At 68.1% G+C, this 21,497-nt stretch carries 22 protein-coding genes and 1 tRNA gene; 12 read left to right on the forward strand and 11 right to left on the reverse strand.

The genetic code is table 11. From position 1 onward, the window contains the following. The first annotated feature begins 49 nt into the window (after nucleotides 1–49). Nucleotides 50–850 (forward strand): nucleoside triphosphate pyrophosphohydrolase, encoded by an 801-nt coding sequence (mazG, locus tag PXD02_RS09455; RefSeq protein WP_275103664.1) that lies wholly within the window; start codon nucleotides 50–52, stop codon nucleotides 848–850. 116 nt (nucleotides 851–966) lie between these two features. Here the strand turns inward: mazG and dusA are convergent, their stop codons facing one another. The 5 genes from dusA to PXD02_RS09480 form a co-directional block, all read right to left on the reverse strand. After that, the gene (gene dusA / locus PXD02_RS09460) at nucleotides 967–1,950 is read right to left on the reverse strand and encodes a tRNA dihydrouridine(20/20a) synthase DusA (RefSeq protein WP_275103665.1); all 984 of its coding nucleotides are present in this window, start codon (nucleotides 1,948–1,950) and stop codon (nucleotides 967–969) included. A gap of 30 nt (nucleotides 1,951–1,980) precedes the next feature. Further along, nucleotides 1,981–2,055: transfer RNA gene (locus PXD02_RS09465), tRNA-Val, on the reverse strand. 57 nt (nucleotides 2,056–2,112) lie between these two features. Continuing rightward, entirely contained in the window at nucleotides 2,113–2,349 is a 237-nt protein-coding gene (locus PXD02_RS09470) for a hypothetical protein (RefSeq protein ID WP_275103666.1), read from the reverse strand. A 220-nt stretch (nucleotides 2,350–2,569) separates the two neighbouring features. Next, nucleotides 2,570–4,456, reverse strand: coding sequence for a DEAD/DEAH box helicase (locus PXD02_RS09475; protein ID WP_275103667.1), 1,887 nt, complete (start codon nucleotides 4,454–4,456; stop codon nucleotides 2,570–2,572). A 150-nt stretch (nucleotides 4,457–4,606) separates the two neighbouring features. Beyond that, the gene (locus PXD02_RS09480) at nucleotides 4,607–4,855 is read right to left on the reverse strand and encodes a DUF2312 domain-containing protein (RefSeq protein ID WP_275103668.1); all 249 of its coding nucleotides are present in this window, start codon (nucleotides 4,853–4,855) and stop codon (nucleotides 4,607–4,609) included. 98 nt (nucleotides 4,856–4,953) lie between these two features. Here PXD02_RS09480 and PXD02_RS09485 point away from each other — a divergent pair, with 98 nt between their 5' ends. The 3 genes from PXD02_RS09485 to PXD02_RS09495 all read left to right on the forward strand — a co-directional run bounded on the left by PXD02_RS09485 (nucleotide 4,954) and on the right by PXD02_RS09495 (nucleotide 7,224). Next, nucleotides 4,954–5,199: a hypothetical protein gene (locus PXD02_RS09485; RefSeq protein ID WP_275103669.1), complete on the forward strand. Its 246-nt coding sequence runs from the start codon at nucleotides 4,954–4,956 to the stop codon at nucleotides 5,197–5,199. Beyond that, the gene (dtd, locus tag PXD02_RS09490; protein WP_275103670.1) at nucleotides 5,199–5,648 is read left to right on the forward strand and encodes a D-aminoacyl-tRNA deacylase; all 450 of its coding nucleotides are present in this window, start codon (nucleotides 5,199–5,201) and stop codon (nucleotides 5,646–5,648) included. The genes PXD02_RS09485 and dtd overlap by 1 nt, the downstream gene beginning before the upstream one ends. A 349-nt stretch (nucleotides 5,649–5,997) precedes the next feature. Further along, nucleotides 5,998–7,224: a DEAD/DEAH box helicase gene (locus PXD02_RS09495; RefSeq protein WP_275106397.1), complete on the forward strand. Its 1,227-nt coding sequence runs from the start codon at nucleotides 5,998–6,000 to the stop codon at nucleotides 7,222–7,224. 72 nt (nucleotides 7,225–7,296) lie between these two features. Here the strand turns inward: PXD02_RS09495 and PXD02_RS09500 are convergent, their stop codons facing one another. After that, the gene (locus PXD02_RS09500) at nucleotides 7,297–8,484 is read right to left on the reverse strand and encodes a multidrug effflux MFS transporter (protein WP_275103671.1); all 1,188 of its coding nucleotides are present in this window, start codon (nucleotides 8,482–8,484) and stop codon (nucleotides 7,297–7,299) included. A 138-nt stretch (nucleotides 8,485–8,622) separates the two neighbouring features. On the opposite strand from PXD02_RS09500, the gene PXD02_RS09505 reads away from it, so the two are divergent. The 7 genes from PXD02_RS09505 (at nucleotide 8,623) to PXD02_RS09535 (ending at nucleotide 14,700) form a co-directional block, all read left to right on the forward strand. Continuing rightward, nucleotides 8,623–9,195, forward strand: a complete 573-nt coding sequence (locus PXD02_RS09505) for a thymidine kinase (RefSeq protein ID WP_275103672.1) — start codon at nucleotides 8,623–8,625, stop codon at nucleotides 9,193–9,195. A gap of 91 nt (nucleotides 9,196–9,286) precedes the next feature. Next, the gene (locus PXD02_RS09510) at nucleotides 9,287–10,432 is read left to right on the forward strand and encodes a D-alanyl-D-alanine carboxypeptidase family protein (protein ID WP_275103673.1); all 1,146 of its coding nucleotides are present in this window, start codon (nucleotides 9,287–9,289) and stop codon (nucleotides 10,430–10,432) included. Further along, a complete protein-coding gene (tmk, locus tag PXD02_RS09515) occupies nucleotides 10,432–11,028 on the forward strand; it encodes a dTMP kinase (protein WP_275103674.1) in 597 nt (198 codons plus the stop codon). The genes PXD02_RS09510 and tmk overlap by 1 nt, the downstream gene beginning before the upstream one ends. Continuing rightward, complete coding sequence (locus PXD02_RS09520) at nucleotides 11,025–12,131, forward strand: DNA polymerase III subunit delta' (RefSeq protein WP_275103675.1); 1,107 nt, start codon at nucleotides 11,025–11,027, stop codon at nucleotides 12,129–12,131. Before tmk ends, PXD02_RS09520 begins: the two co-directional genes overlap by 4 nt. 3 nt (nucleotides 12,132–12,134) lie before the next feature. Next, nucleotides 12,135–12,944 (forward strand): TatD family hydrolase, encoded by an 810-nt coding sequence (locus PXD02_RS09525; protein ID WP_275103676.1) that lies wholly within the window; start codon nucleotides 12,135–12,137, stop codon nucleotides 12,942–12,944. Beyond that, the gene (locus tag PXD02_RS09530) at nucleotides 12,941–13,759 is read left to right on the forward strand and encodes an MBL fold metallo-hydrolase (RefSeq protein WP_275103677.1); all 819 of its coding nucleotides are present in this window, start codon (nucleotides 12,941–12,943) and stop codon (nucleotides 13,757–13,759) included. Before PXD02_RS09525 ends, PXD02_RS09530 begins: the two co-directional genes overlap by 4 nt. Beyond that, nucleotides 13,756–14,700, forward strand: a complete 945-nt coding sequence (locus PXD02_RS09535) for an AEC family transporter (protein ID WP_275103678.1) — start codon at nucleotides 13,756–13,758, stop codon at nucleotides 14,698–14,700. Before PXD02_RS09530 ends, PXD02_RS09535 begins: the two co-directional genes overlap by 4 nt. A 56-nt stretch (nucleotides 14,701–14,756) precedes the next feature. Here the strand turns inward: PXD02_RS09535 and PXD02_RS09540 are convergent, their stop codons facing one another. From PXD02_RS09540 to PXD02_RS09560, 5 genes are all read right to left on the reverse strand, one after another. Beyond that, on the reverse strand, nucleotides 14,757–15,707 hold the full coding sequence (locus PXD02_RS09540) for an ABC transporter permease (protein ID WP_275103679.1): 951 nt from the start codon (nucleotides 15,705–15,707) through the stop codon (nucleotides 14,757–14,759). A 3-nt stretch (nucleotides 15,708–15,710) separates the two neighbouring features. Further along, nucleotides 15,711–17,009: an ABC transporter permease gene (locus PXD02_RS09545; RefSeq protein WP_275103680.1), complete on the reverse strand. Its 1,299-nt coding sequence runs from the start codon at nucleotides 17,007–17,009 to the stop codon at nucleotides 15,711–15,713. Nucleotides 17,010–17,070: 61 nt separating this feature from the next. Beyond that, nucleotides 17,071–18,156, reverse strand: coding sequence for an ABC transporter substrate-binding protein (locus PXD02_RS09550; protein ID WP_275103681.1), 1,086 nt, complete (start codon nucleotides 18,154–18,156; stop codon nucleotides 17,071–17,073). Between the two features lie 64 nt (nucleotides 18,157–18,220). Next, nucleotides 18,221–19,291, reverse strand: coding sequence for an ABC transporter substrate-binding protein (locus PXD02_RS09555; protein ID WP_275103682.1), 1,071 nt, complete (start codon nucleotides 19,289–19,291; stop codon nucleotides 18,221–18,223). Nucleotides 19,292–19,361: 70 nt separating this feature from the next. Next, complete coding sequence (locus PXD02_RS09560; RefSeq protein WP_275103683.1) at nucleotides 19,362–20,465, reverse strand: ABC transporter ATP-binding protein; 1,104 nt, start codon at nucleotides 20,463–20,465, stop codon at nucleotides 19,362–19,364. Between the two features lie 275 nt (nucleotides 20,466–20,740). Here PXD02_RS09560 and PXD02_RS09565 point away from each other — a divergent pair, with 275 nt between their 5' ends. After that, nucleotides 20,741–21,496, forward strand: a complete 756-nt coding sequence (locus tag PXD02_RS09565) for a sulfite exporter TauE/SafE family protein (protein ID WP_275103684.1) — start codon at nucleotides 20,741–20,743, stop codon at nucleotides 21,494–21,496. Nucleotide 21,497: the final 1 nt, after the last annotated feature.

The following is a 21,497-nucleotide window of genomic DNA, read 5'->3' on the forward strand; positions in this document are numbered from 1 at the left end:
CCTTGGCTGTGGCAATGGCCCATCAGGACAGAATCCGGGGGAAATCGCAATGACCGACCGACGCGATCCTGGGGCCGAGATCGCCCGCCTGATCGACATCATGGCGCAGCTGCGCGACCCGCAGACGGGCTGCCCCTGGGACATCGAGCAGGATTTCGCATCCATCGCGCCTTATACGATCGAGGAAGCGCACGAGGTCGCCGACGCCATAGACCGGCGGGCCTGGACCGAATTGCCGGGCGAACTGGGCGACCTGCTGTTGCAGGTGGTGTTCCACGCGCAGATGGCGGCCGAGGCGGGGATGTTCGATTTCGCGGATTGCGCGGCGGCGATTTCCGACAAGCTGGTCTTCCGCCATCCGCATGTCTTCGGCGACGAATCCCGCGAGAAATCCGCCGAACAGCAGGTCAGGGACTGGGAGGCGATCAAGGCGGTCGAGCGCGCGGGCAAGGCCGAACGCGGCACGCTGGACGGCGTGGCCCTGGGCCTGCCCGCCCTGACCCGCGCCGTCAAGTTGCAGAACCGCGCCGCCCGCGTCGGCTTCGACTGGCCCGGCCCCGCCGAGGTGCTGGACAAGATCGTCGAGGAAACCGCCGAACTGGTCGAGGCCCGCGACAGCCTTGGTCCCGAAGCCCTGGAGGAGGAATTCGGCGACCTGCTGTTCGTGATGGCGAACCTGGCGCGGCATCTGAAGGTGGATCCCGAACAGGCGCTGCGCCGGGCCAACGCGAAATTCATCCGCCGCTTCGGGGCTGTCGAGGCGTCGCTGGCGGCCGACGGACGCCGCCCCGAGGATAGCGACCTGGCCGAGATGGACCGGCTGTGGGATCAGGCCAAGGCGGCCGAATAGGGGGCTTCGCCCCCGTCCCTGCGGCTGGGCTTCGCCCGTTCGTCGCTGAAAAAGGTCCACTGGACCTTTTTCCGGGCGCTCCTCACCCCCCAGGATATTTGCGTGAAGAAGAAGCCTTAAGCGGCGAGTTGCGTGACCTGGCGCAGGGCCGCGTCATAGACCTCGATCCCGCCTTTCGACGCGCCTTCCGACAGGGTGCGCTTCCAGCCGCGCGCGCCGGGCAGCCCGTGGAACAGGCCCAGCATGTGCCGCGTGATCTGGTGCAGCCGCCCGCCCCTTGCCAGATGGGCGGCGATATAGGGCCGCATCCCATGGGCGACCTGGTCGGGCGTATCGAAGGGCGGTGCGTCGCCCCACAGCCGGTCGGCCCGGCCCAGGATGTCCCAGGGCTGGTGATAGGCGGCCCGTCCGACCATAACTCCGTCCATGACATGCAGGTGATCGCGGATGGCGTCAAAGCTGCCGATGCCGCCGTTGACCGACAGGTGCAGGTCGGAGAAATCGCGCTTCATCCGGTGGACCAGCGGGTAATCCACCGGCGGAACGTCCCGGTTTTCCTTGGGGCTGAGACCTTGCAACCACGCCTTGCGGGCATGGATGGCGATGCGGCGGATCCCGGCGGCGCGCATCCGGGCCAGGAAATCGGGCAGCACATCCTCGGGGATCTGGTCGTCGACACCGATGCGGCATTTGACGGTGACCTCGACCGGGCTGGCCTCGATCATCCGGGCCACGCAGTCCGCGACCAGATCGGGCGTCTTCATCAGCACCGCGCCGAAGCAGCCCGATTGCACCCGATCGCTGGGACAGCCGACATTCAGGTTGATCTCGTCATAGCCCCAATCGCCCGCGATCCGCGTGGCCCGCGCCAGTTCCGCCGGATCCGAGCCGCCGATCTGCAAGGCCAGGGGATGTTCGGAGGCGTCGAAATCCAGCAGCCGGGACCGGTCGCCATGGATGATCGCGGGGGCCGTCACCATTTCCGTATACAGCAGCGCGCGGCGCGACATCAGGCGGTGAAAGACCCGGCAATGCCGGTCGGTCCAGTCCATCATCGGTGCGACGGACAGCAATGCGGCGTCTGTGACAGAGGTTTTCATGATCCGCCGAAGACGCGCACAAGGAAAGGATGGTGGGTGATAACGGATTTGAACCGCTGACATCTTCGATGTGAACGAAGCGCTCTACCGCTGAGCTAATCACCCGTGGGCGCAGCATCTAGCAGGGGCCCACGGTGATCGCAAGGGCGAATCGGTTCGATTTCAGTCGGCCGAGGGCCGGGCGGATTGGCGGATGCCGGTCGGGCGGCGGCGCAGGCGCAGGGTGATGATCTCTCCTCCACGCTGGTCGCGTTCCAGGTTGATGCGGGCGCGGCCCAGGGGCGGGACGGCCAGCGTCTCGCCCGCCGACAGGGCCTTGCCAAGCTGGGCCAGCGTGGCCTCGATGATGGGGCGGGCGTCGGCCTTTTTCGCGCCGCTGGCGGCGACGACACGGTCCACGAAATCCTTCTTCTGAACGACATGCGCGGGCTGGGGATTTCGGGGCGGCGTTGCCGGTTCGTCGTCCGGGGAAGAAACACGCTTAATCATCACACTCCACCAAAAAAGACGGGATACGGGCTTGAGCGTGAGACTTGTTTGACCCAAGGTCAACATTATTCGTGAACGACGCCGACAGGTTGCACGAAGACGCCCCTTGTCGGGGCGCCCGCGCGGGTCGTTACTGGCTGCCCTTGCGGGGCTTGCCGCCCTTGCGGGGGGCAGCGAACTTGGCGCCGCGATCCTTGGCCGCGCCGGGACGCGGGGCGCCCGAACGCAACCCGCCCGGCTTGTCGAAGGAGGCCCCGCTGCGGGCGGGCTTGGCGCCCTTGGCCGCGCGGTCCTCGGCCGACCAGCGGGCCTTGCGGGGCTTGGCGGCGGGATCGGCGGGGGCCTGCGCAGGCGCGTCGGCCTGCTGCGCCTTCTGCCAGTCGCCTTCGGGCTTGCGGCGGGGGGCGCGGGGCTCCGCCGGGCGGGGCGCGCGGTCTAGGTCGGGTTCGCCGTCCAGGCGGCGCATGGTCAGGCCCGGCTCAAGCTCCATCACCTTGCCGAAGCGGTCCGCCTGCGCCACGGCGATCTGCACGAAGCTTTCGTCCTGGCGCACGCGGATGGCGCCGATGGCGTCGCGGGTGATGCCGCCGCCGTCGCAGATCTTGGGCAGCAGCCAGCGGGCCTCGGCCCGGCCGGTATGGCCGACCGACAGTTCGAACCACGCCGCCTCGCCGAAGGGCGGGCGTTCGCGGGCGGCGGCGGGGGCGCGGTCCTGCAAGACCGTCAGCTCCTCGGGCGCGGGGCGGCCTTCGCGCCACAGGCTGACGAAGGCCTGGGCCAGCCGGTCGGCCCCGAAACGCTGCAACAGCATCTGCGCCATCGCGGTGTCGTCGTCATTGCCGTCCTGCAGCGCGGGATGATCCAACATCCGCGTGTCGTCCTGCGCCCGAACCTCGTCGGCCGAGGGCGCCGGACCCCATTCGGCCTCGACCCGCGCGCGTTTCAGCAGCATCTGCGCCTTGCGAACCTCGGAGGGCATGACGATCAGGGCGGACACGCCCTTGGCCCCTGCCCGCCCGGTGCGGCCCGACCGGTGCAGCAGCGTTTCGGAATTGGTCGGCAGGTCGGCATGGATCACCAGTTCCAGCCCCGGCAGGTCGATGCCGCGCGCCGCCACGTCGGTCGCGACGCAGACCTGCGCGCGGCCGTCGCGCAGGGCTTGCAACGCGTGGGTGCGTTCCTGCTGGCTCAGTTCACCCGACAGCGCCACGGCCTTGAAGCCGCGATTGCCCATCCGGGCCAGCAGGTGGTTCACATTGGCCCGCGTCTTGCAGAAGATGATCGCGGTCCGCGCCTCGTGCAGGCGCAGAAGGTTGAAGATCGCGGGTTCGCGGTCGCGCGCGGCGACGGTGAAGGCGCGGTATTCGATATCGACATGCTGGCGCGATTCGCCCTGGGCCATGATCCGCAGGGCATCGTCCTGGAAGGTCCGGGCCAGCTGTTCGATGGCGGGCGGCACGGTGGCCGAGAACATCAGCGTGCGGCGCTGTTCGGGCGCGGATTGCAGGATGAATTCCAGATCCTCGCGGAAACCCAGGTCCAGCATCTCGTCCGCCTCGTCCAGGACGGCGACGCGCAGGCCGGACAGATCCAGCGATCCCCGTTCGATATGGTCGCGCAACCGGCCCGGCGTGCCGACGACGATATGGGCGCCCCGGTCCAGGGCGCGGCGTTCGCTGCGGTAATCCATGCCACCGACGCAGGTGGCGATGCGCGCGCCCGCCTGTTCGTAAAGCCAGCCCAGTTCGGCGGCGACTTGCAGCGCCAGTTCGCGGGTCGGGGCGATCGCCAGGCCCAGGGGAACGCCCGCATCGGGCAGCGCGTCGCCGTCCAGCAGTTGCGGCGCGATGGCCAGGCCGAAGGCCACCGTCTTGCCGGATCCGGTCTGCGCCGAAACCAGCATGTCGCGGCCCGCCGCGTCGCTTTCCAGCACCGCCTGCTGAACCGAGGTCAGGCTGGCATAGCCCTTGGCCGCCAGGGCCGCGGCCAGCGGCGCGGCTATCGTATCGTTTGTCATGTCATCGCCAGAATGGGGGTGCCGAACACCCGAGTGAGGGCACCGCGATCCTTGCGACAGACATCTCCCGTGGTCCGCCGCGCCGGAAATCCCAGGCCGAAAGGGCGCTTTTAGACAGACCGGCCGCGGAAGTCAAAGGAAATGGGCCGGTCAGCCCATCCCAAGCGCGGCCTTGTACATTTCCAGGATCGCCTCTTCCTCGGCGATGTCGTCGCGGTCGCGCTTGCGCAGGGCGACGATCTTCTTCATCACCTTGGTGTCATAGCCTCGGGCCTTCGCCTCGGCCATCACCTCTTTCTGGCGTTCGGTGATGTCCTTCTTCTCGGCTTCCAGTTGCTCGTATTGCTCGATGAACTGGCGCAGCTCGTCGGCTGCCACGCTGTAGGCCTGATCGTCCATCCTGGGATTCCTTCCGTTTGGTCCTGCCCGTTCCTGGCGGCACCTGTTAGGCGGTCTTGCCGCGCGGCGCAATCGCCGCTAGGGCGCGGAGCGGAAACATGGGCGGGGATGATGATCCGATGACGGTCTTCGACGGGTTGATCTGGGGCGGCGCGGCGCTGACGCTGGCGGGGGTCGCGGCGCTGATCTGGTGCATCCTGACGGTGGCGCGGGCGCGCAAGGGGGGCCTGGACGACGCCGCGCTGCGCGACCGGATGCGGGGCGTGCTGGCGGTCAACATGGGCGCCCTGGCCGCGTCGATGATCGGGCTGCTGCTGGTGATCTGCGGGATCGTGCTGGGCTGATGCGCGCCCTGGTCCAACGCGTCACCGAGGCAAGCGTCCAAGTGGACGGCACCGTTATCGGCCGGACGGGACCGGGGCTTCTGGTGCTGGTCTGCGCGATGGCGGGCGATGATCGGGACGCCGCCGACACGCTGGCGCTGCGCGTGGCCAGGCTGCGCATCTTCCGCGACGACGCGGGCCGGATGAACCGGTCGCTGCTGGATGTCGGCGGCGGCGCCCTGGTCGTCAGCCAGTTCACGCTGGCCGCCGACACGCGCAGCGGCAACCGCCCCGGCTTTTCCTCGGCCGCCGCGCCCGATGACGGGCGGCGGCTTTACGACCGCTTTGCCGCCAGCCTGGCCGCGCAGGGAATCCCGGTCGAAACCGGCAGCTTCGGCGCCGACATGAGCGTGCGGCTGACCAATGACGGGCCGGTGACGATCTGGCTGGATACGGCAGACCGCGCTTGACTTGCGCGCCGCAAGGCCCCATCTGGGGCGTGCCGATGCCTGCTGCCGCGTGAGCAGCCGCGATTTTCGCCCCAAGGCCCGGCATCCATTCCAGTTTCCCATTCACGCGGGGAGGCTTGCGGGCACCCTATCGCGCCCGCATCCCTGCTGATCGCCGCGCATCCGACGCGGCCATGGCCTTGCGTCCGATACGGGGGACGCGGGGAACGAGAGTTTGATGGACCACAAGAACACCCGCCGCCCCTCGCGCGGCCAGAAGCCCCGGCCCCGCAACCTGCCGCCGCTTGACGCCAATGAAGGCCGCCGGGCGCCCGCGCGCGACCCGCTGCCGACCGGCGCCTTTGCGGACATGGGCATCGACCACCGCATCAACGCCAATATCGCGGCCATCGGGCTGACCAAGCCGACGCCGATCCAGGACCAGGCGATCCCCTCGGTCGTGCAGGGCCGCGACGTGCTGGGCCTAGCGCAGACCGGCACCGGCAAGACGGCGGCCTTCGGCCTGCCGATGTTGACCCGGCTGATCAACTTCGGCAAGAAGCCCGATCCCCGGACCTGCCGCGCGCTGATCCTGGCGCCGACCCGCGAACTGGCGACCCAGATCGCCGCCAATATCGACGCCTATGCCGAAGGCACGCCGATCCGGTCCTTCCGGGTGGTGGGCGGCGCCTCGATCAACGTGCAGACCGAACGGCTGTCGCGCGGCGTCGACGTGCTGATCGCCACGCCCGGCCGGTTGATGGACCTGATCGAGCGGCGCGCGATCAGCCTTGAGGCCACCACCTATCTGGTGCTGGACGAGGCCGACCAGATGCTGGACATCGGCTTCATCCACACGCTGCGCAAGATCGCGCGGATGCTGCCCAAGGACCGCCAGACGCTGCTGTTTTCCGCAACCATGCCCAAGCTGATGGAGGAGCTGGCCGACACCTATCTGACCGATCCGGTCCGGGTGGCGGTGAACCCTCCGGGCCAGGCGGCCAAGAAGATCGAGCAGGGCGTGCATTTCGTCACCCAGGGCGACAAGGCGACGCTGCTGGCCGAATACCTGGCCAAGCATCCGGGCGAACTGGCGATGGTCTTTGGCCGCACCAAGCACGGTTCGGAAAAGCTTGCCAAGCTGCTGGAGAAATGGGGCTTCGCCGTCGCCGCGATCCACGGCAACAAGTCCCAGGGCCAGCGGGAACGCGCGCTCGACGCCTTCCGCAAGGGCCAGACGCAGGTGCTGGTGGCAACCGACGTGGCGGCGCGGGGGCTGGATATCCCCGAGGTCGCGCATGTCTATAACTACGACCTGCCGAACGTGCCGGAAAACTACGTCCACCGGATCGGCCGCACCGCGCGCGCGGGCCGCGACGGCCGCGCCGTGGCCTTCTGCGCGCCCGCCGAGTTGGGCGAATTGCGCGCCATCGAAAAGGCGATGAAGTCGCCGATCCCGGTGATCGGCGGCGAGGCGCCGGTCGGGCCGGTGCCCTCGGCCCGTCCCCAGGGCGGCCGCGGCAAGCCGATGGGCGCGGGCGCGAACAAGCGTCCGGCGCGGCGTCCCTCGCGCCAGCCGAAAAGCCGGCAGGCGTAGTGCCGGGGGCGGCGTCGCCCTTTGGATATTTGAGTGAAGAAGAAGCCGCAGGGTTCGCGCCCTGCGGTTTTTTCATGCGAGTCGCAGGCGCGGCAGGGATGCGGCGGCGGCGCACCAGGCAAGCGCGGCGCAGAGCGCGATGGCCGCGACCATGCTGGCGGCGCTGTTGTCCATGAACGGGCCGGTCAGCGCGATCATCACGCCGCCGGTCAGCATCTGGAACGTCCCGCCCAGGGACGAGGCGAGACCGGCGATGTCGGGATGCGGGTCCAGCGACATCACCATCGCCGTGGGCATCACCAGGCCCAGGCAGGCATTGCCGACGAACAGCCCCGCCATCACCACTGGCAGCGCATCAAAGCCCAGCCAGACGATCAGCGCCAGCGCGATCATCGCCGCCGCGAAGCCCGTGATCGCCAGCGAGATCACCCGCTCCATCCCGTATCGCTGCGCCAGCGGCCCCGCGAATTGCGAGGCGCCGAAAAAGCCGATCGCATTGGCCGCGAAGGCCAGCGAGAAACCCGTCGGCGACAGCCCGTATTGCCGCGTATAGACGAAGCTGGCGGACGAGATGAACACGAAGAAGCTGGCCATCCCGAAGCCGCCGATCATCGTCAGCCCCATGAAGCGGCGGTCCGTCAGCAGCCGCCGCGCGCCCGACAGCATCGGCGCCAGGCTGACCGGGCGGCGATGTTCGGGGGCCAGCGTTTCCGGCAGCACGAACAGGATCAGGGCCAGGCTGACCAGGGCGGCGACGGCGAGGACGGCGAAGATCTCCCGCCAGCCGCCCCAGGCCATCACCAGCGATCCGGTCAGCGGCGCCAGCATGGGCGAGACGGCGATGACGATCATGATCGTGGACATGACGCGGGCGGCCTGGGGCCCGGTCGCCACGTCGCGGATCACCGCGCGCGGCACCGCCATCAGCGTGGCCGCCCCCAGCCCCTGGACCGCGCGCGCCGCGATCAGCCAGCCGATGGTCGGCGCCAGCGCCGCGCCCAGCGTGGCGGCGGTGAAGATCGCCACGCCGATCACCAGCGGCCGCTTGCGCCCCAAGGCGTCGGCCATCGGGCCATAGATCATCTGCGCGATGCCGAAGACGATGAAATAGGAGGTCAGCGTCAGCGCCGCCCCGGCCTCGGTCGTGCCGAGGTCGGCGGCCACCTGCGGCAGCGCGGGCAGATACATGTCGATCGCGAAGGGACCGACGGCGGAAAGCACGCCCAGCACAAGGGCCATGCGGAACAGGGGATCGCGCATCTGGAAACCTGATCATGCAAAGAAGAAGGCAACGCGGAATCGCGCTGTGTGATTTAACCGCCGCCTGCGGCCTTTTGCCAGCTTGCGCGCCGCGGCGCAACCCTTGCCGCCGCCCTGCCCCGGCGCTATGGGGCGCGGATGGCCAAGCTCTATTTCCATTACTCGACCATGAACGCGGGCAAAAGCACGCTGCTTTTGCAGGCGTCCTATAACTATCGCGAACGGGGGATGGGCACGCTGCTGCTGACGGCCGCGCTGGACAGCCGGGCAGGCCATGGCGTCATCGCCAGCCGCATCGGCATCAGCGACGAGGCGCTGACCTTCGATCCGGGCACCGACATGGCCGCCCTGATCCGGGATCGCGGCGCGGATTGCGCCTGCGTCTTCGTGGACGAGGCGCAGTTCCTGACCCCGGCCCAGGTCTGGCAACTGGCCCGCGTGGCCGACGACCTGCATATCCCCGTCATGTGCTATGGCCTGCGCGTCGATTTCCGGGGCGAGTTGTTTCCGGGTTCCGCCGCCCTGCTGGCCCTGGCCGACGACCTGCGCGAGGTGCGCACCATCTGCCATTGCGGCAAGAAGGCGACCATGGTCATCCGCCGCGACGATCAGGGCCGCGCGATCACCGAGGGCGCGCAGGTGCAGGTCGGAGGCAACGAAACCTATGTCTCGCTGTGCCGGCGCCACTGGCGCGAGGCGACGGGGAACTGAACATCAATTCTCGCGGAATGCGTGTGGCCCGCGTTGCGACGGGCGGGGGCTTGCTGTAACCATCGGCCCCAAACAGGCAAAGGATTTTTCCATGCGTGCTTTCCTGCTGCGGCTGATCGCCCTTCTCTCGCTGGCCGCGCCTGTGCAGGCGTTCGAGACGACCGCGACCTCGGCCTGGGTCTATGACGTGAACACCAGCACGGTGCTGATGGCGAAGAATGCCGACGCGCCGATCCCGCCCGCGTCCATGTCCAAGCTGATGACGCTGTACATGGTGTTCGAGGCGCTGGAAAACGGCCGCCTGACGCTGACCGACACCCTGCCCGTGTCGACCAAGGCCTGGCAGATGGGCGGGTCGAAGATGTTCGTGGAACCGCGCGACACGCCGACCGTGGACCAGCTGATCAAGGGCGTGATCGTGCTGTCGGGCAACGATGCCTGCGTGGTCCTGGCCGAGGGGCTGGCGGGGACCGAGGACGCCTTTGCCCGCCAGATGACCGAACGCGGCAAGGCCCTGGGGCTGAAGCATTCGGTCTTCAAGAACTCGACCGGCTGGCCGGCCGAGGGCCATGTCATGTCGGCCGAGGATCTGGGGATGCTGGCGATGCGTCTGATCCAGGATTTCCCGCAATATTACGGCGATTTCGCGCTCACCGAATTCCGCTATATGGACCGGGTGCCGTCGAACCGCTTCAACCGCAACCCGCTGCTGCGGCTGGATATCGGCGCCGACGGCCTCAAGACCGGGCACACGCAAGAGGCCGGTTACGGCCTGGTCGGATCGGCCGTGCAGGACGGGCGCCGGGTGATCTTCGTGATCAGCGGACTGGCCAGCGACACCGCGCGGGCCGAGGAATCGGAGCGCATCGTCAACTGGGCCTTCCGCCAGTTCAGCATGGAAACGCTGGTGCCCGCCGGAGAGACCGTGGTCGAGGCGCCGGTCTGGCTGGGCACCCGGTCGCGCGTGGGCCTGACCACGCGGGACGGTGTGAACGTGCTGCTGCCCGCCGGGTCCAGGGATCAGGTCAAGGTCGAGGCGGTCTTTGAATCCCCCATCCCCGCCCCCATCGCCAAGGGCGACCAGATCGGCCGCCTTGTCGTGTCGGTTCCGGGCACCCAGGACGCCATCACCCCCCTGCTGGCGGCCGAGGACGTGCCCGAGGCGGGTTTCGCGGGCCGCATGAAGGGCGCCGTCCTGCGGCTGGGCCACAAGGCGGTCGAAGCCGCGGGCCTTTGATGTTCATCAGCTTCGACGGGATCGACGGCTGCGGCAAGTCCACCCAGGCCCGGCTGCTGGCCGATGCCCTGCGGGCCGAAGGGCGCGCGGTCGTCCTGACCCGCGAACCCGGCGGCAGTCCCGGCGCCGAGGAGATCCGCCGCCTGCTGGTCGAGGGCGCGGGCGAACGCTGGTCGGCCGAAACCGAATGCCTGCTGTTCACCGCCGCGCGCCGCGACCACCTGGAACGCACCATCCGCCCCGCCCTGGCCGAGGGCAAGACCGTCATCACCGACCGTTTCGCGGATTCCACCCGCGTCTATCAGGGCGCGGCGCGCGGCGACCTGCGTGCCTTCGTGGACCGGATGCACGATCTGGCCATCGGCGTCGACCCCGACCTGACCTTCGTCATCGACCTTGACCCGGCCACCGCGCTTGGCCGGGGCCATGCGCGCGGCGGGGCCGAGGATCGCTTCGAAAGCCTGGGGCTGGATTTCCAGCGGCGGCTGGCGCAGGGGTTCCGCGCGCTTGCGCAAGAATTTCCCACCCGCGTCCGGCTGATCGACGGCAGCGGCGGCGCGGATGAGGTCGCCGCCCGCGTCCGGGCCGCGCTGTGAAGTCTGACCCCGACGACATTCCCGAACCCGACCGCGTTCCCGGCGCGCCCCATCCGCGCCATACCGGCCGCGTGATCGGCCAGGACGCCGCCATTGCCGAGTTCACCGACGCCGTGCAGGGCGGGCGGCTGCACCATGCCTGGCTGCTGACCGGCCCGCGCGGCGTGGGCAAGGCGACGCTGGCCTGGGCCATCGCCCGCTGGATGCTGTCGGGGGCGACCGGCCCCTTCGGCGCGGCGGACAGCCCCGAGGCGCGGCGCATGGCCGCCCTGTCGGAACCCCGCCTGCATCTGGTCCGCCGCCCCTGGGACGACAAGGCCGGGCGGCTGTCCGCGCAGATCACGGTCGATGAAATCCGGCGGCTCTTGTCCTTCTTCCACCTGTCCGCGGCCGAGGGTGGACGCCGCGTCGCCATCATCGACGCCGCCGACGACATGAACCCCGCCGCCGCCAACGCCCTGCTGAAGATGCTGGAGGAACCGCCCGCTGACGCGCTGATCCTGATGATCGCCCACCAGCCTGCGGGCCTGCTGCCGACCATCCGGTCGCGCTGCCGGACGCTGCGCCTGTCGCCGCTGAACCCCGCGCAGATGGGCAGCGTCCTGTCCCATCTGGGCATCGACGAGGATGCCGAGGCGCTTGCCGCCCTGTCCGACGGTTCGGTGGGTGAGGCGCTGCGGCTGGCAGGACAAGGCGGCCTCGACCGCTATCAGCAGTTGGTGGACCTGATCGGCACCCTGCCCCGGCTGGACCGTCCGCGCGCGGCGGCATTCGCCGAGGGCGCGGCGGGACGGGCGGGGGCCGATGGCGATCCCTTCGATCTGACGATGACGGTGCTGGACCGCTTCCTGACCCGCACCGCGCGGGCCGGGCTGATGGGGCCGCCCCTGCCCCAGGCCGCGCGGGGCGAGGGCGCGCTGCTGGCCCGCATCTCGCCCGACGACCAGGCGGCGCGGGTCTGGGCCGAGGCGCAGGCGCGGCTGTCGGCGCGGGCGCGGACCGGACGGGCGGTCAACCTTGACCCTGCCGCCCTGGTGATGGATATGCTGATCGAACTGGCGCATCTGCCGCCCGCGCGATCCGCCCTGCCAGCCAAAGGTTGATCCATGTCCCACCCGGCCTCTCTGTCGGCACCCACGCCGATCGTCGACAGTCACTGCCATCTGGATTTCCCCGATTTCGACGGCGAACACGACGCCCTGATCGACCGCGCCCGCGCGGCGGGCGTCACCCGCATGGTGACGATCTGCACTCGCCTGCGCCAGGAACCCCAGGTCCGCGCCCTGGCCGAACGGTATGAGGGGGTCTTCTACGCCGCCGGAACCCACCCGATGAGCGTGGCCGAGGAACCGATGGCCACCGTGGACCAGCTTGTCGCCCTGGCCGATCACCCGAAATTCGTGGGCATCGGCGAAACCGGCCTCGATTACCACTACACCGCCGACAGCGCCGCCCGTCAGGCCGAAAGCCTGGCGGTCCATATCGAGGCCGCGCGCCGCACCCGCCTGCCGCTGATCATCCATTCCCGCGACGCCGACGCGGACATGGCCCGGATCCTGACCGGCGAATACCGCGCGGGCGCCTTCACCTGCGTGATGCACTGCTTCACATCCGGCGCGGCGCTGGCGGAGACGGCCTTGGATCTGGGCTTCTACCTGTCGATCTCGGGCATCGCGGCCTTTCCGCGTTCGGACGACCTGCGGGCGATCTTCGCCGCCGCCCCGCGCGACCGCATCCTGGTCGAGACCGACAGCCCCTATCTCGCCCCGCCCCCGCATCGCGGCAGGCGCAACGAACCGGCCTATGTCGCGAAAACGGCGGCCATCTTGGCCGAAGCCTTGGGCATGGACTATGCCGCCCTGGCCGCGCAGACCACGGCCAATTTCGACCGGCTGTTCTGGAAGGCCGCCGCATGATCCGCGCCACGATCCTGGGCTGCGGCTCGTCCGGGGGGGTGCCGCGCCTCGGCAACCGCTGGGGGGATTGCGACCCGTCCGAACCCAGGAACCGCCGCCGCCGCTGTTCGCTGCTGGTGGAACGCCCCGGACCCGAGGGCACCACCCAGGTGCTGATCGACACCGGCCCCGACCTGGTGCCGCAACTGCTGGACGCCAATGTCGCGACGCTGGACGCGGTGGTCTATACCCATGCCCATGCCGACCATATCCACGGCATCGACGACCTGCGGCAGGTGGCCTATAACGCCGGGCGGCGCGTGTCGGCCTGGGCCGACATGCCCACGTCCGAGGCCCTGCTGGAACGCTTCGGCTATATCTTCGAAACCCCGCCCGGCAGCTATTACCCGCCGATCTGCGACCTGCACCTGATCGACGGCCCCATCGCCGTGGACGGCCCCGGCGGCCCGGTCACGCTGATCCCCTTCCGCGTCCAGCACGGAGAGATCACCGCCCTGGGCCTGCGCATCGGCGGCCTGGTCTATCTGCCCGACGTGTCCGACATCCCCCCCGCCGCCTGGCCGCTGATCAAGGGGGCCGAGATCTTCATCTGCGACGCCCTGCGCCCGCAGCCTCATCCCAGCCATGCCCATCTGGCCCTGGCGCTGGACTGGATCGCCCGATCCGGCGCGCCGCGCGCGGTGCTGACCAACATGCATATCGACATGGATTATGCCACGGTCGGGGCCAGCACGCCCGACCATGTCGCCCCCGCCTTCGACGGCATGGCGATCGAGGCCAGCGCCGACAGCCCCGACCACCCCGCCGCGCTATGAGCGCGCTGTTCAACATCATCGTCCCGGTCTTCCTGATCGTCGGATTCGGCTATCTGGTGGCCTGGCGCGGCATCTTCCGCGAAAGCGCCGTGGACGGGCTGATGGTCTTTGCCCAGAACTTCGCCGCGCCGACGCTGCTGTTCGCCTCGATGTCGCGGCTGGATCTGGGCACGGAATTCCGCCTGGGCCTGATGCTGCCCTTCTATATCGGCGCACTCACCAGCTTCTTCCTCGGCTGGGCGGGCGCGCGCTTCCTGTTCAACCGCCCGGCCGTGGATTGCGTGGCGATCGGCTTCACCTGCCTGTTCTCGAACAGCCTGCTGCTGGGCATCCCGATCATGGAACGCGCCTATGGCCCGGAATCGCTCTCGGGCAACTGGGCGATCATCGCGATCCATTCGCCGCTGCTCTACACCTTCGGCATCACCTTCATGGAGTTCACCCGCGCCCATGGCAGCGGGCTGTCGGTGGGCCGCGTCGCGCTGCGCGCGATGATCGGCGTGCTGCGGACGCCGCTGGTGATCGGCATCCTGACCGGGCTGACCATGAACGTGCTGCAACAGGCGGGGCTTGTCATGCCCGAGGGCTTCTGGGCCGCCGTGGACATGATCGCCGGCGCCGCCCTGCCCGCCGCGCTGTTCGGGCTGGGCGGGATCCTCTATCGCTATCGCCCCGAAGGCGACACGGGGGCCATCGCCATGTGCTGCGCCTGTTCGCTGCTGATCCATCCGGGCATCGCCTATGGCCTGGGCCGGATCACCGGGCTGGACGACGCGGGCCTGCGCTCGGCGGTGATGACGGCGGCGATGGCGCCGGGCGTGAACGCCTATCTGTTCGCCAACCTCTATGGCGCGGCCAAGCGGGTCGCAGCCACGACCGTTCTTGTCGGCACCGCCGTCTCGGTCCTGTCGATCTGGATATGGCTGGCGATCCTGCCTTAGGGCTTCTTCTTCACCTAAATATCCTCGGGGGGTCCGGCCGGCGAAGCGCCCCCGGCTTACCGCGGCGTGACGCCCCGGATCCGTTCGGACCGACGCCGCAACAACTCCACGGTGGTCAAGAGCGCGATGGAAAAGATCACCAGCAGCGTCGCCACGGCAAGGATCGCGGGCGAAATCTGCTCTCGGATGCCGTTCCACATCTGCCGGGGAATGGTCTGCTGGTCCGGCCCGGCGATGAACAGCACCGCCACCACCTCGTCGAAGGACGTCACAAAGGCGAACAGCGCGCCCGAGATCACGCCCGGCAGGATCAGCGGCATGGTCACGCGGAAGAAGGTCGTGCGCGGACCCGCCCCCAGCGAGGCCGCAGCCCGGTTCAGCGACTGGTCGAACCCGACCAGCGTCGCCGTCACGGTGATGATGACGAAGGGGATCCCCAGCGTCGCATGGGCCAGGATCACCCCCAGATAGGTGCCCGCCAGCCGCCCGCAATTGGTGGGCAGGCCGACGACGCCCAGCATCTCGCATGGGTTCGAATAGAAGAAGAACATCCCCGTCGCGGTGATGATCAGCGGCACGATCATGGGAGAGATCAGGATCGCCATGATCAGCCGGCGGAACGGCATCTCGGGACGCGACAGGCCAAGCGCCGCCAGCGTCCCCAGCACCGTCGCCAGCAGGGTCGAGAACACCCCGATGATGATCGAGTTCTTGGCCGCCTTGATCCAGTTGGCATTGGCCCAGGCATCCGACCAGAAGGCCCAGCCGGTCGCATTCGGGTTCTGCATCCCGAAGGTCAGCAGGCTGCGATACCACCTCATGCTGTAGCCCTCGGGGTCGAAGGACAGCATCCGGTCGGTGAAGGTGAAATAGGGCTCGACGTTGAAGGACAGCGGGATGATCACCACGATGGGCGCGATCAGGAAGAAGAAGATCAGCCCGCAGATCACCAGATAGGCATAATGCCAGATGCGCTCCAGCGGGCTTGCATAGGTTGGAACAGCCATGGATCACCCCAGCTTCAGGTTGTCGATGCCGACCATCCGGTCATACACCCAATAGAGCAGCAAGACCGCCGCCAGCAGCAGCGCGGCAAGCGCCGCCGCCATCGACCAGTTCAGCGTATCGGTCATGTGCATGGCGATCATGTTGGAGATCAGCTGCCCCGAGGATCCGCCGACCAGCGCGGGCGTGATGTAATAGCCCACGGCCAGGATGAACACCAGCAGCGCCCCTGCCCCCAGCCCCGGCAGGGTCTGCGGGAAATAGACCCGGCGGAACGCGGTCCAGCTTGTCGCGCCAAGGCTGCGCGCGGCGCGGACATAGGACGGGTTGATCGTGCGCATCACGGAATACAAGGGCAGGATCATGAAGGGCAGCAGGATATGCGTCATAGCGATGATCGTGCCGGTCTGGTTATAGATCATCTGCAACCGCCCGGTCCCGCCGATCACGCCCAGCCAGACCAGGATATCGTTGATGACCCCCTGCTGTTGCAGCAGCACCATCCAGCTTGTCGTCCTGACCAGAAGCGAGGTCCAGAAGGGCAGCAGCACCAGGATCATCAGCAGGTTCGATCTGCGCATCGGCAGCGTCGCCAGCAGATGCGCGATGGGAAAGCCCAGCACGAAGGTGATCGCGGTGATCAGCAGCGACAGCCAGAAGGTGCGCATGAACAGCATCACATAGACCCGCTGGCGCGGCTCGACCTGCTGGATGCTGCCGTCGTCGGCCCGGCTGCGGTCCAGGGCGGCCAGGTAGAAGTTGCCGGTCACCGGGCGGGATGCCTCGCGCATCGCCGACCACAGGCGCGGCTCGGCCCAGTCGTCGTTGATGTCCAGCAAGGCCGCCCGATAGGGCGGCTCCAGCCCGCGCCTGACCTGCCGCCCGGTCGAGGTGAACAGCGACCGCGTGCCCGGCACGTCATAGTTGATGCGCGTGCCGACGACGCCGATGGTGCGCGCCTCGGCGCTGGCGGTCAGGTCGGCGGCCAAGGCGGCCCAGGCGGCCTCGTCGGGTTCGGTGCCGCGCGGATGGTCGGCGAACCATTGCGACAGTTGCGGCATGTTGGCCGAAAAGCCATCGTTATAGAACGACCGTTGCAGCATCTGCCCGATCGGCACCACGAAGGTGATCAGGACAAAGGCCAGCAGCGGCAGCACCAGCAGAAAGGCGCGGCGGCGGGCGCGTTTCTGCGACCGCGCCAGCGCGCGCACCAGCGGCCTGCCATCGGCGGTCCGCAGCGCCCCGCCGGTCAGGCCACTGGCCGTTGTCGCAATGGCTGCGTGCGGATCAAGAGCGTTCGCCATGAATTCCCCAAGCTATCAAGGCCGCCGCCCCGCATCGCGCCGGGCGGCGGCAGTCATCCTGTCACGAACCGGCCAGCCAGCTGTTGAAACGCTCGGTCAGTTCGCTGCCGTGGTCGGCCCAGAAACCGGCATCGTTCACCAGGGCTTTTTCGGCATTTTCCGGCGTCGTCGGCAGATAGGGCTTCATATCGGTGGCGCCGTCCTTGTAGGTGCCGACGCTGGCGGCGGCTGATTTCCGGGGCGGGCCATAGGCGATGTATTTCGACAGGTCGGCCTGGCGCTGCGGGTTCGAGGCATAGGCGATGAATTCCATCGCCGCCTCCATGTCCGGGGCGCCGCGCGGCACGACCCAGTAATCCATGTCCAGGTTGGCGCCGTCCCAGACAAAGGCGAAGGGCTTGCTCTCGCCGACGATGGCGTCGAAGATCCGACCGTTATAGGCCAGCGTCATCGCCACCTCCTTGTCTGCCAGAAGCTGGGGAGCCTGGGCGCCGGCCTCCCACCAGACCACCTGGTCCTTGATCGTGTCCAGCTTGGCGAAGGCGCGGTCCACGCCCTCCGGCGTCGACAGAACCTCATAGACCTGGTCGGGGGCCACCCCGTCGCCCAGCAACGCGAATTCCAGCGCGTATTTGGGCCGCTTGATGATGCCGCGCTTGCCCGGAAATTTTTCCAGGTCGAAGAAATCCGCGACCGTGGCAGGGGTCGCATCGGGGAAGGCTTCGGTGTCATAGGCGATCACCGTGGACCAGACCATGATCGCGGTCGCGCAGTCGTGCAGCGCCTGCGGCAGGTAATCGTCGGCAGCCGCCGATCCGTCCGCCCCTGCCTGAAGGATCGTCGGGTCGATCGGCTCGATCAGCCCCTCGTCGCACAGCGCGATCACGTCGGACTGTTCCACGTCATAGATCGCGCTCGTGACATTGCCCGCCTCGACCTCGGCCTTCAGCTTGGCCGGAGGATCGTCGTTGTCGATCATCGTCGCGCCGATGCCGGTCTCTTGCGTGAAGGGCTTCACCAGCGATTCGTTCAGCGCCTCGCCAAAGGCGCCGCCATAGGTCGTGATGGCAATCTGCCCGTCCTGGGCCGCGGCCGCCCCCGCCGCAAGCAGCGCCAGAGCCGCACCCGCAATCAGCCGTCTCGTCATGTTCCCCTCTCCTGTTTTTCCTAAGGGGGTGCCGCAGCGATGCGGCGGCACCCGCGGCGCGGGATCAGCCGGCCAGCCAGCTGTTGAAACGCTCGTTCAGCTCGGCGTCGTGGTCGACCCAGAAGTCCAGGTCAGAGCCGAGCGCGTTGGTCATGTTCGCCTCGGTCGTGGGCAGGTTCGGCCCCATCGGCACGTCGCTGCCTTCGATATTGCCGACCAGGGCGGCGGCGGATTTGCGCGGCGGACCATAGCTGATGAACTCGGCCGCGCGCGCCTGCGGCGCCGGAGAGGTCGTCCAGGCCACGAACTTCATCGCATCCTCCAGGTTGGCGGCGCCCTTCGGCACGACCCAGCCTTCCATCTCATAGATCTGGCCGTCCCAGATGATCTTGAAAGGCTTGCCCTCGCCTTGGGCGGCGTTGAAGATCCGGCCGTTGAAGGCATAGGCCATCGTCACCTCGCCATCGGCCAGAAGCTGCGGCGGCTGGGCGCCCGCTTCCCACCAGATCACGTCGTTCTTGATGGTGTCCAGCTTGGCGAAGGCCCGGTCCACGCCTTCGGGCGTGCCCAGGATATCATAGACCTCGGCCGCCGGAACGCCCTCCGCCATCAGCGCCAGTTCCAGGTTGAACTTGGCGCCCTTGCGCATGGTGCGCTTGCCGGGGAATTTTTCCAAGTCGAAGAAATCGGCGGGCGTCGCGGGCTTGGCGTCCGGGAACTTGCTGTCGTCATAGGCCAGGACCATCGAATAAACGTCGGTCGCCACGAAGCAGTCGGTGACGGCGCCGCCGATGAAGTCCATGCCCGGCGGCGTGCCATCGGCGGCGGCCACCAGAATCGCGGGGTCGATTTCCTCCAGCAGCCCTTCGTCGCACAGCCGCACCGCGTCGGCATATTCCACCGATGCCACGTCGGTGGTCACGTTGCCCGCCTCGACCATGGCCTTGATCGGCGTCGCGGGGTTGTCGGCATCGGCCATCCTGACCTTGATCCCGGTCTCGGCCTCGAAGGGCTTGACATAGGCTTCCAGATGGCTGTTGCCATAGGCCCCGCCCCAGGACAGCAGGTTCACATCGGCCAGCACGGGCGAGGCGATCAGGCCAAGCGCGGTGGTCAGGGCAAGCGTCTTTTTCATCTATCACTCCAACTGTTGGGATGGGCGGCATTCGCCGTCATTTTCTTGTGGCCCAGCGACGGCCCGTCCGTCAAACGGGATCCAGCGCGCGGGCATCGGCGGGATGCCAGCCGATCTTGATCTGCTGGCCGGGTTCCAGCCGGGTCTGGCCGAGGGTGTTGCGGCATTTCATGACGAAATCCTCGGTCCCCGCAAGCGCCAGCCGGGTGCGCAGGATGTCGCCCATATAGATCACGTCCACCACCGTCGCGCCGATCATATGGGCGCCCGGCGGCATCATCTCGGGCTTGAACTCGACCCGTTCGGGCCGGATCGAGACCAGCGTCTGCTGGCCCTTGGCGGTCACGTTCACCGGGGTCGCGTCGATCAGCTCGCCCGTCGCCAGCCGCACCAGGGCCTTGTCGCCGGACAGTTCCTCGATGACGCCGGGCAGCTTATTGTTTTCGCCGATAAATTGCGCGACGAAGCTGTTTTCGGGACGTTCATACAGATCCGCAGGCGCGGCAAGCTGCTGGATGCGGCCGTCGTTGAAGACCGCCACGCGGTCCGACATGGTCAGCGCCTCGCCCTGGTCATGGGTGACATAGACCACCGTGATGCCAAGGCGTTGGTGCAGGTGCTTGATCTCGAACTGCATGTGTTCGCGCAACTGCTTGTCCAGCGCGCCCAGCGGTTCGTCCATCAGCACCAGTTCCGGGTCGAAGACCAGGGCGCGGGCCAGCGCGATGCGCTGCTGCTGGCCGCCCGACAGTTGCGCGGGGCGGCGGTTCGCGAACTTGCCCATCTGCACCATGTCCAGCGCGCGGGCGATCCGGGTCTCGCGCTCGGCCCTGGACAGGCCCCGGACTTCCAGCGGGAAGGACAGGTTCTCGCCCACCGTCATGTGCGGGAACAGGGCATAGTTCTGGAACACCATGCCGATGCCGCGCTTGTGCGGCGGCACCTGGTTGATCGGCCGCCCGGCAAGGCGGATTTCGCCATGAGTCGCCATCTCGAACCCGGCGAGCATCATCAGACAGGTGGTCTTGCCGGACCCCGACGGGCCAAGCATGGTCAGGAACTCTCCCTTGCCGATGGACAGGTTCAGGTCTTTGACGACAAGCGTCTGACCATCATAGCTTTTCTGCACATGTTCGAAGGCAACGAAGCTGTCGCCATGGCGGTTGTCCAGCAAAAGGCGCTCTCCCTGTTCTGGTTTCTTGTTCGGCGCATCGACAGGTTAAGCGGCGCCCCGCCATCCGCGCAACACCGTTTGCGACATTTCTTCCCAGGTCCAGGTCGCGAACATGCTATCGCGGCGGCGGCCCGCGCCGCAGCCACCCCTGCCCGGAAAGCAGGCATGGCGCATGGGCTTGTGCCCCTGCAACCCTGCGGCTAGCGTCGCGGCCGATCCGATTCCCGCCATCGGCCAAGGACGCGTGTCCTTCGCGCCCCGACCGAAGGACCGTCATGCTGGAGGCCCTGCTTCTGTTCGCCGCCGGATTCCTGGGCGGGATGCTGAACGCCGTCGCGGGCGGCGGCACCTTCATCACCTTTCCGGTGCTTGTCTTCATCGGCATCCCGCCGGTCGTCGCCAACGCGACCAGCACCATCGCCGCGCTGCCGGGTTACCTGTCGGCGGCCATCGCGTTCCGGGGCGACATCCGCCGCATCCAGGACGCGCCCTTCGCCAAGCTGACGGTCTGGACGATGATCGGCGGCGCCATCGGCAGCGGGCTGCTGCTGATCAGTTCGAACAAGGCGTTCTCGGCCCTGGTGCCGTTCCTGCTGCTGGCGGCGACGCTGGTGTTCTATTTCGCCAACGACGTGCGGCGCGCGGCGTCCCGCTGGCGGTCGGTGGTCAAGCCGTTCGGGCTGGGCATCCTGCTGCCGGTGGCGATCTATGGCGGCTATTTCAACGGCGGGCTGGGCATCGTGCTGCTGGCGGTCTTCGCCATGTGGGGCATGAGCGACCTGCACGCGATGAACGGGCTGAAATGCTGGCTTTCCTTCGCGCTGTCGGTGGTGGCCTTCGCGATCTTCGCGGCGGGCGGCGCGGTGGCCTGGATGCCCGCCGCGATCATGGCCGCGGGCACCATCACCGGCGGCTATGCGGGCGCGCCGGTCGCGCGGCGCATTCCGCGCGAAACCCTGCGGCTGCTGATCGCCGTGATCGGCCTTGGCATGACCGCGATCTTCTTCTGGCGTCTCATTCAAGGAGCATGAA

It is taken from the genome of Paracoccus sp. S3-43, from assembly GCF_029027965.1.
GTDB lineage: Bacteria > Pseudomonadota > Alphaproteobacteria > Rhodobacterales > Rhodobacteraceae > Paracoccus.

What these genes read in the sequence shown, in the direction of transcription:
- mazG (WP_275103664.1), top strand. Translation starts at nt 50, where the DNA reads ATGACCGACCGACGCGATCCTGGGGCCGAGATCGCCCGCCTGATCGAC.
- dusA (WP_275103665.1), bottom strand. Translation starts at nt 1,950, where the DNA reads ATGAAAACCTCTGTCACAGACGCCGCATTGCTGTCCGTCGCACCGATG.
- PXD02_RS09475 (WP_275103667.1), bottom strand. Translation starts at nt 4,456, where the DNA reads ATGACAAACGATACGATAGCCGCGCCGCTGGCCGCGGCCCTGGCGGCC.
- PXD02_RS09480 (WP_275103668.1), bottom strand. Translation starts at nt 4,855, where the DNA reads ATGGACGATCAGGCCTACAGCGTGGCAGCCGACGAGCTGCGCCAGTTC.
- PXD02_RS09485 (WP_275103669.1), top strand. Translation starts at nt 4,954, where the DNA reads ATGGGCGGGGATGATGATCCGATGACGGTCTTCGACGGGTTGATCTGG.
- dtd (WP_275103670.1), top strand. Translation starts at nt 5,199, where the DNA reads ATGCGCGCCCTGGTCCAACGCGTCACCGAGGCAAGCGTCCAAGTGGAC.
- PXD02_RS09495 (WP_275106397.1), top strand. Translation starts at nt 5,998, where the DNA reads ATGGGCATCGACCACCGCATCAACGCCAATATCGCGGCCATCGGGCTG.
- PXD02_RS09500 (WP_275103671.1), bottom strand. Translation starts at nt 8,484, where the DNA reads ATGCGCGATCCCCTGTTCCGCATGGCCCTTGTGCTGGGCGTGCTTTCC.
- PXD02_RS09505 (WP_275103672.1), top strand. Translation starts at nt 8,623, where the DNA reads ATGGCCAAGCTCTATTTCCATTACTCGACCATGAACGCGGGCAAAAGC.
- PXD02_RS09510 (WP_275103673.1), top strand. Translation starts at nt 9,287, where the DNA reads ATGCGTGCTTTCCTGCTGCGGCTGATCGCCCTTCTCTCGCTGGCCGCG.
- tmk (WP_275103674.1), top strand. Translation starts at nt 10,432, where the DNA reads ATGTTCATCAGCTTCGACGGGATCGACGGCTGCGGCAAGTCCACCCAG.
- PXD02_RS09525 (WP_275103676.1), top strand. Translation starts at nt 12,135, where the DNA reads ATGTCCCACCCGGCCTCTCTGTCGGCACCCACGCCGATCGTCGACAGT.
- PXD02_RS09530 (WP_275103677.1), top strand. Translation starts at nt 12,941, where the DNA reads ATGATCCGCGCCACGATCCTGGGCTGCGGCTCGTCCGGGGGGGTGCCG.
- PXD02_RS09535 (WP_275103678.1), top strand. Translation starts at nt 13,756, where the DNA reads ATGAGCGCGCTGTTCAACATCATCGTCCCGGTCTTCCTGATCGTCGGA.
- PXD02_RS09540 (WP_275103679.1), bottom strand. Translation starts at nt 15,707, where the DNA reads ATGGCTGTTCCAACCTATGCAAGCCCGCTGGAGCGCATCTGGCATTAT.
- PXD02_RS09545 (WP_275103680.1), bottom strand. Translation starts at nt 17,009, where the DNA reads ATGGCGAACGCTCTTGATCCGCACGCAGCCATTGCGACAACGGCCAGT.
- PXD02_RS09550 (WP_275103681.1), bottom strand. Translation starts at nt 18,156, where the DNA reads ATGACGAGACGGCTGATTGCGGGTGCGGCTCTGGCGCTGCTTGCGGCG.
- PXD02_RS09555 (WP_275103682.1), bottom strand. Translation starts at nt 19,291, where the DNA reads ATGAAAAAGACGCTTGCCCTGACCACCGCGCTTGGCCTGATCGCCTCG.
- PXD02_RS09565 (WP_275103684.1), top strand. Translation starts at nt 20,741, where the DNA reads ATGCTGGAGGCCCTGCTTCTGTTCGCCGCCGGATTCCTGGGCGGGATG.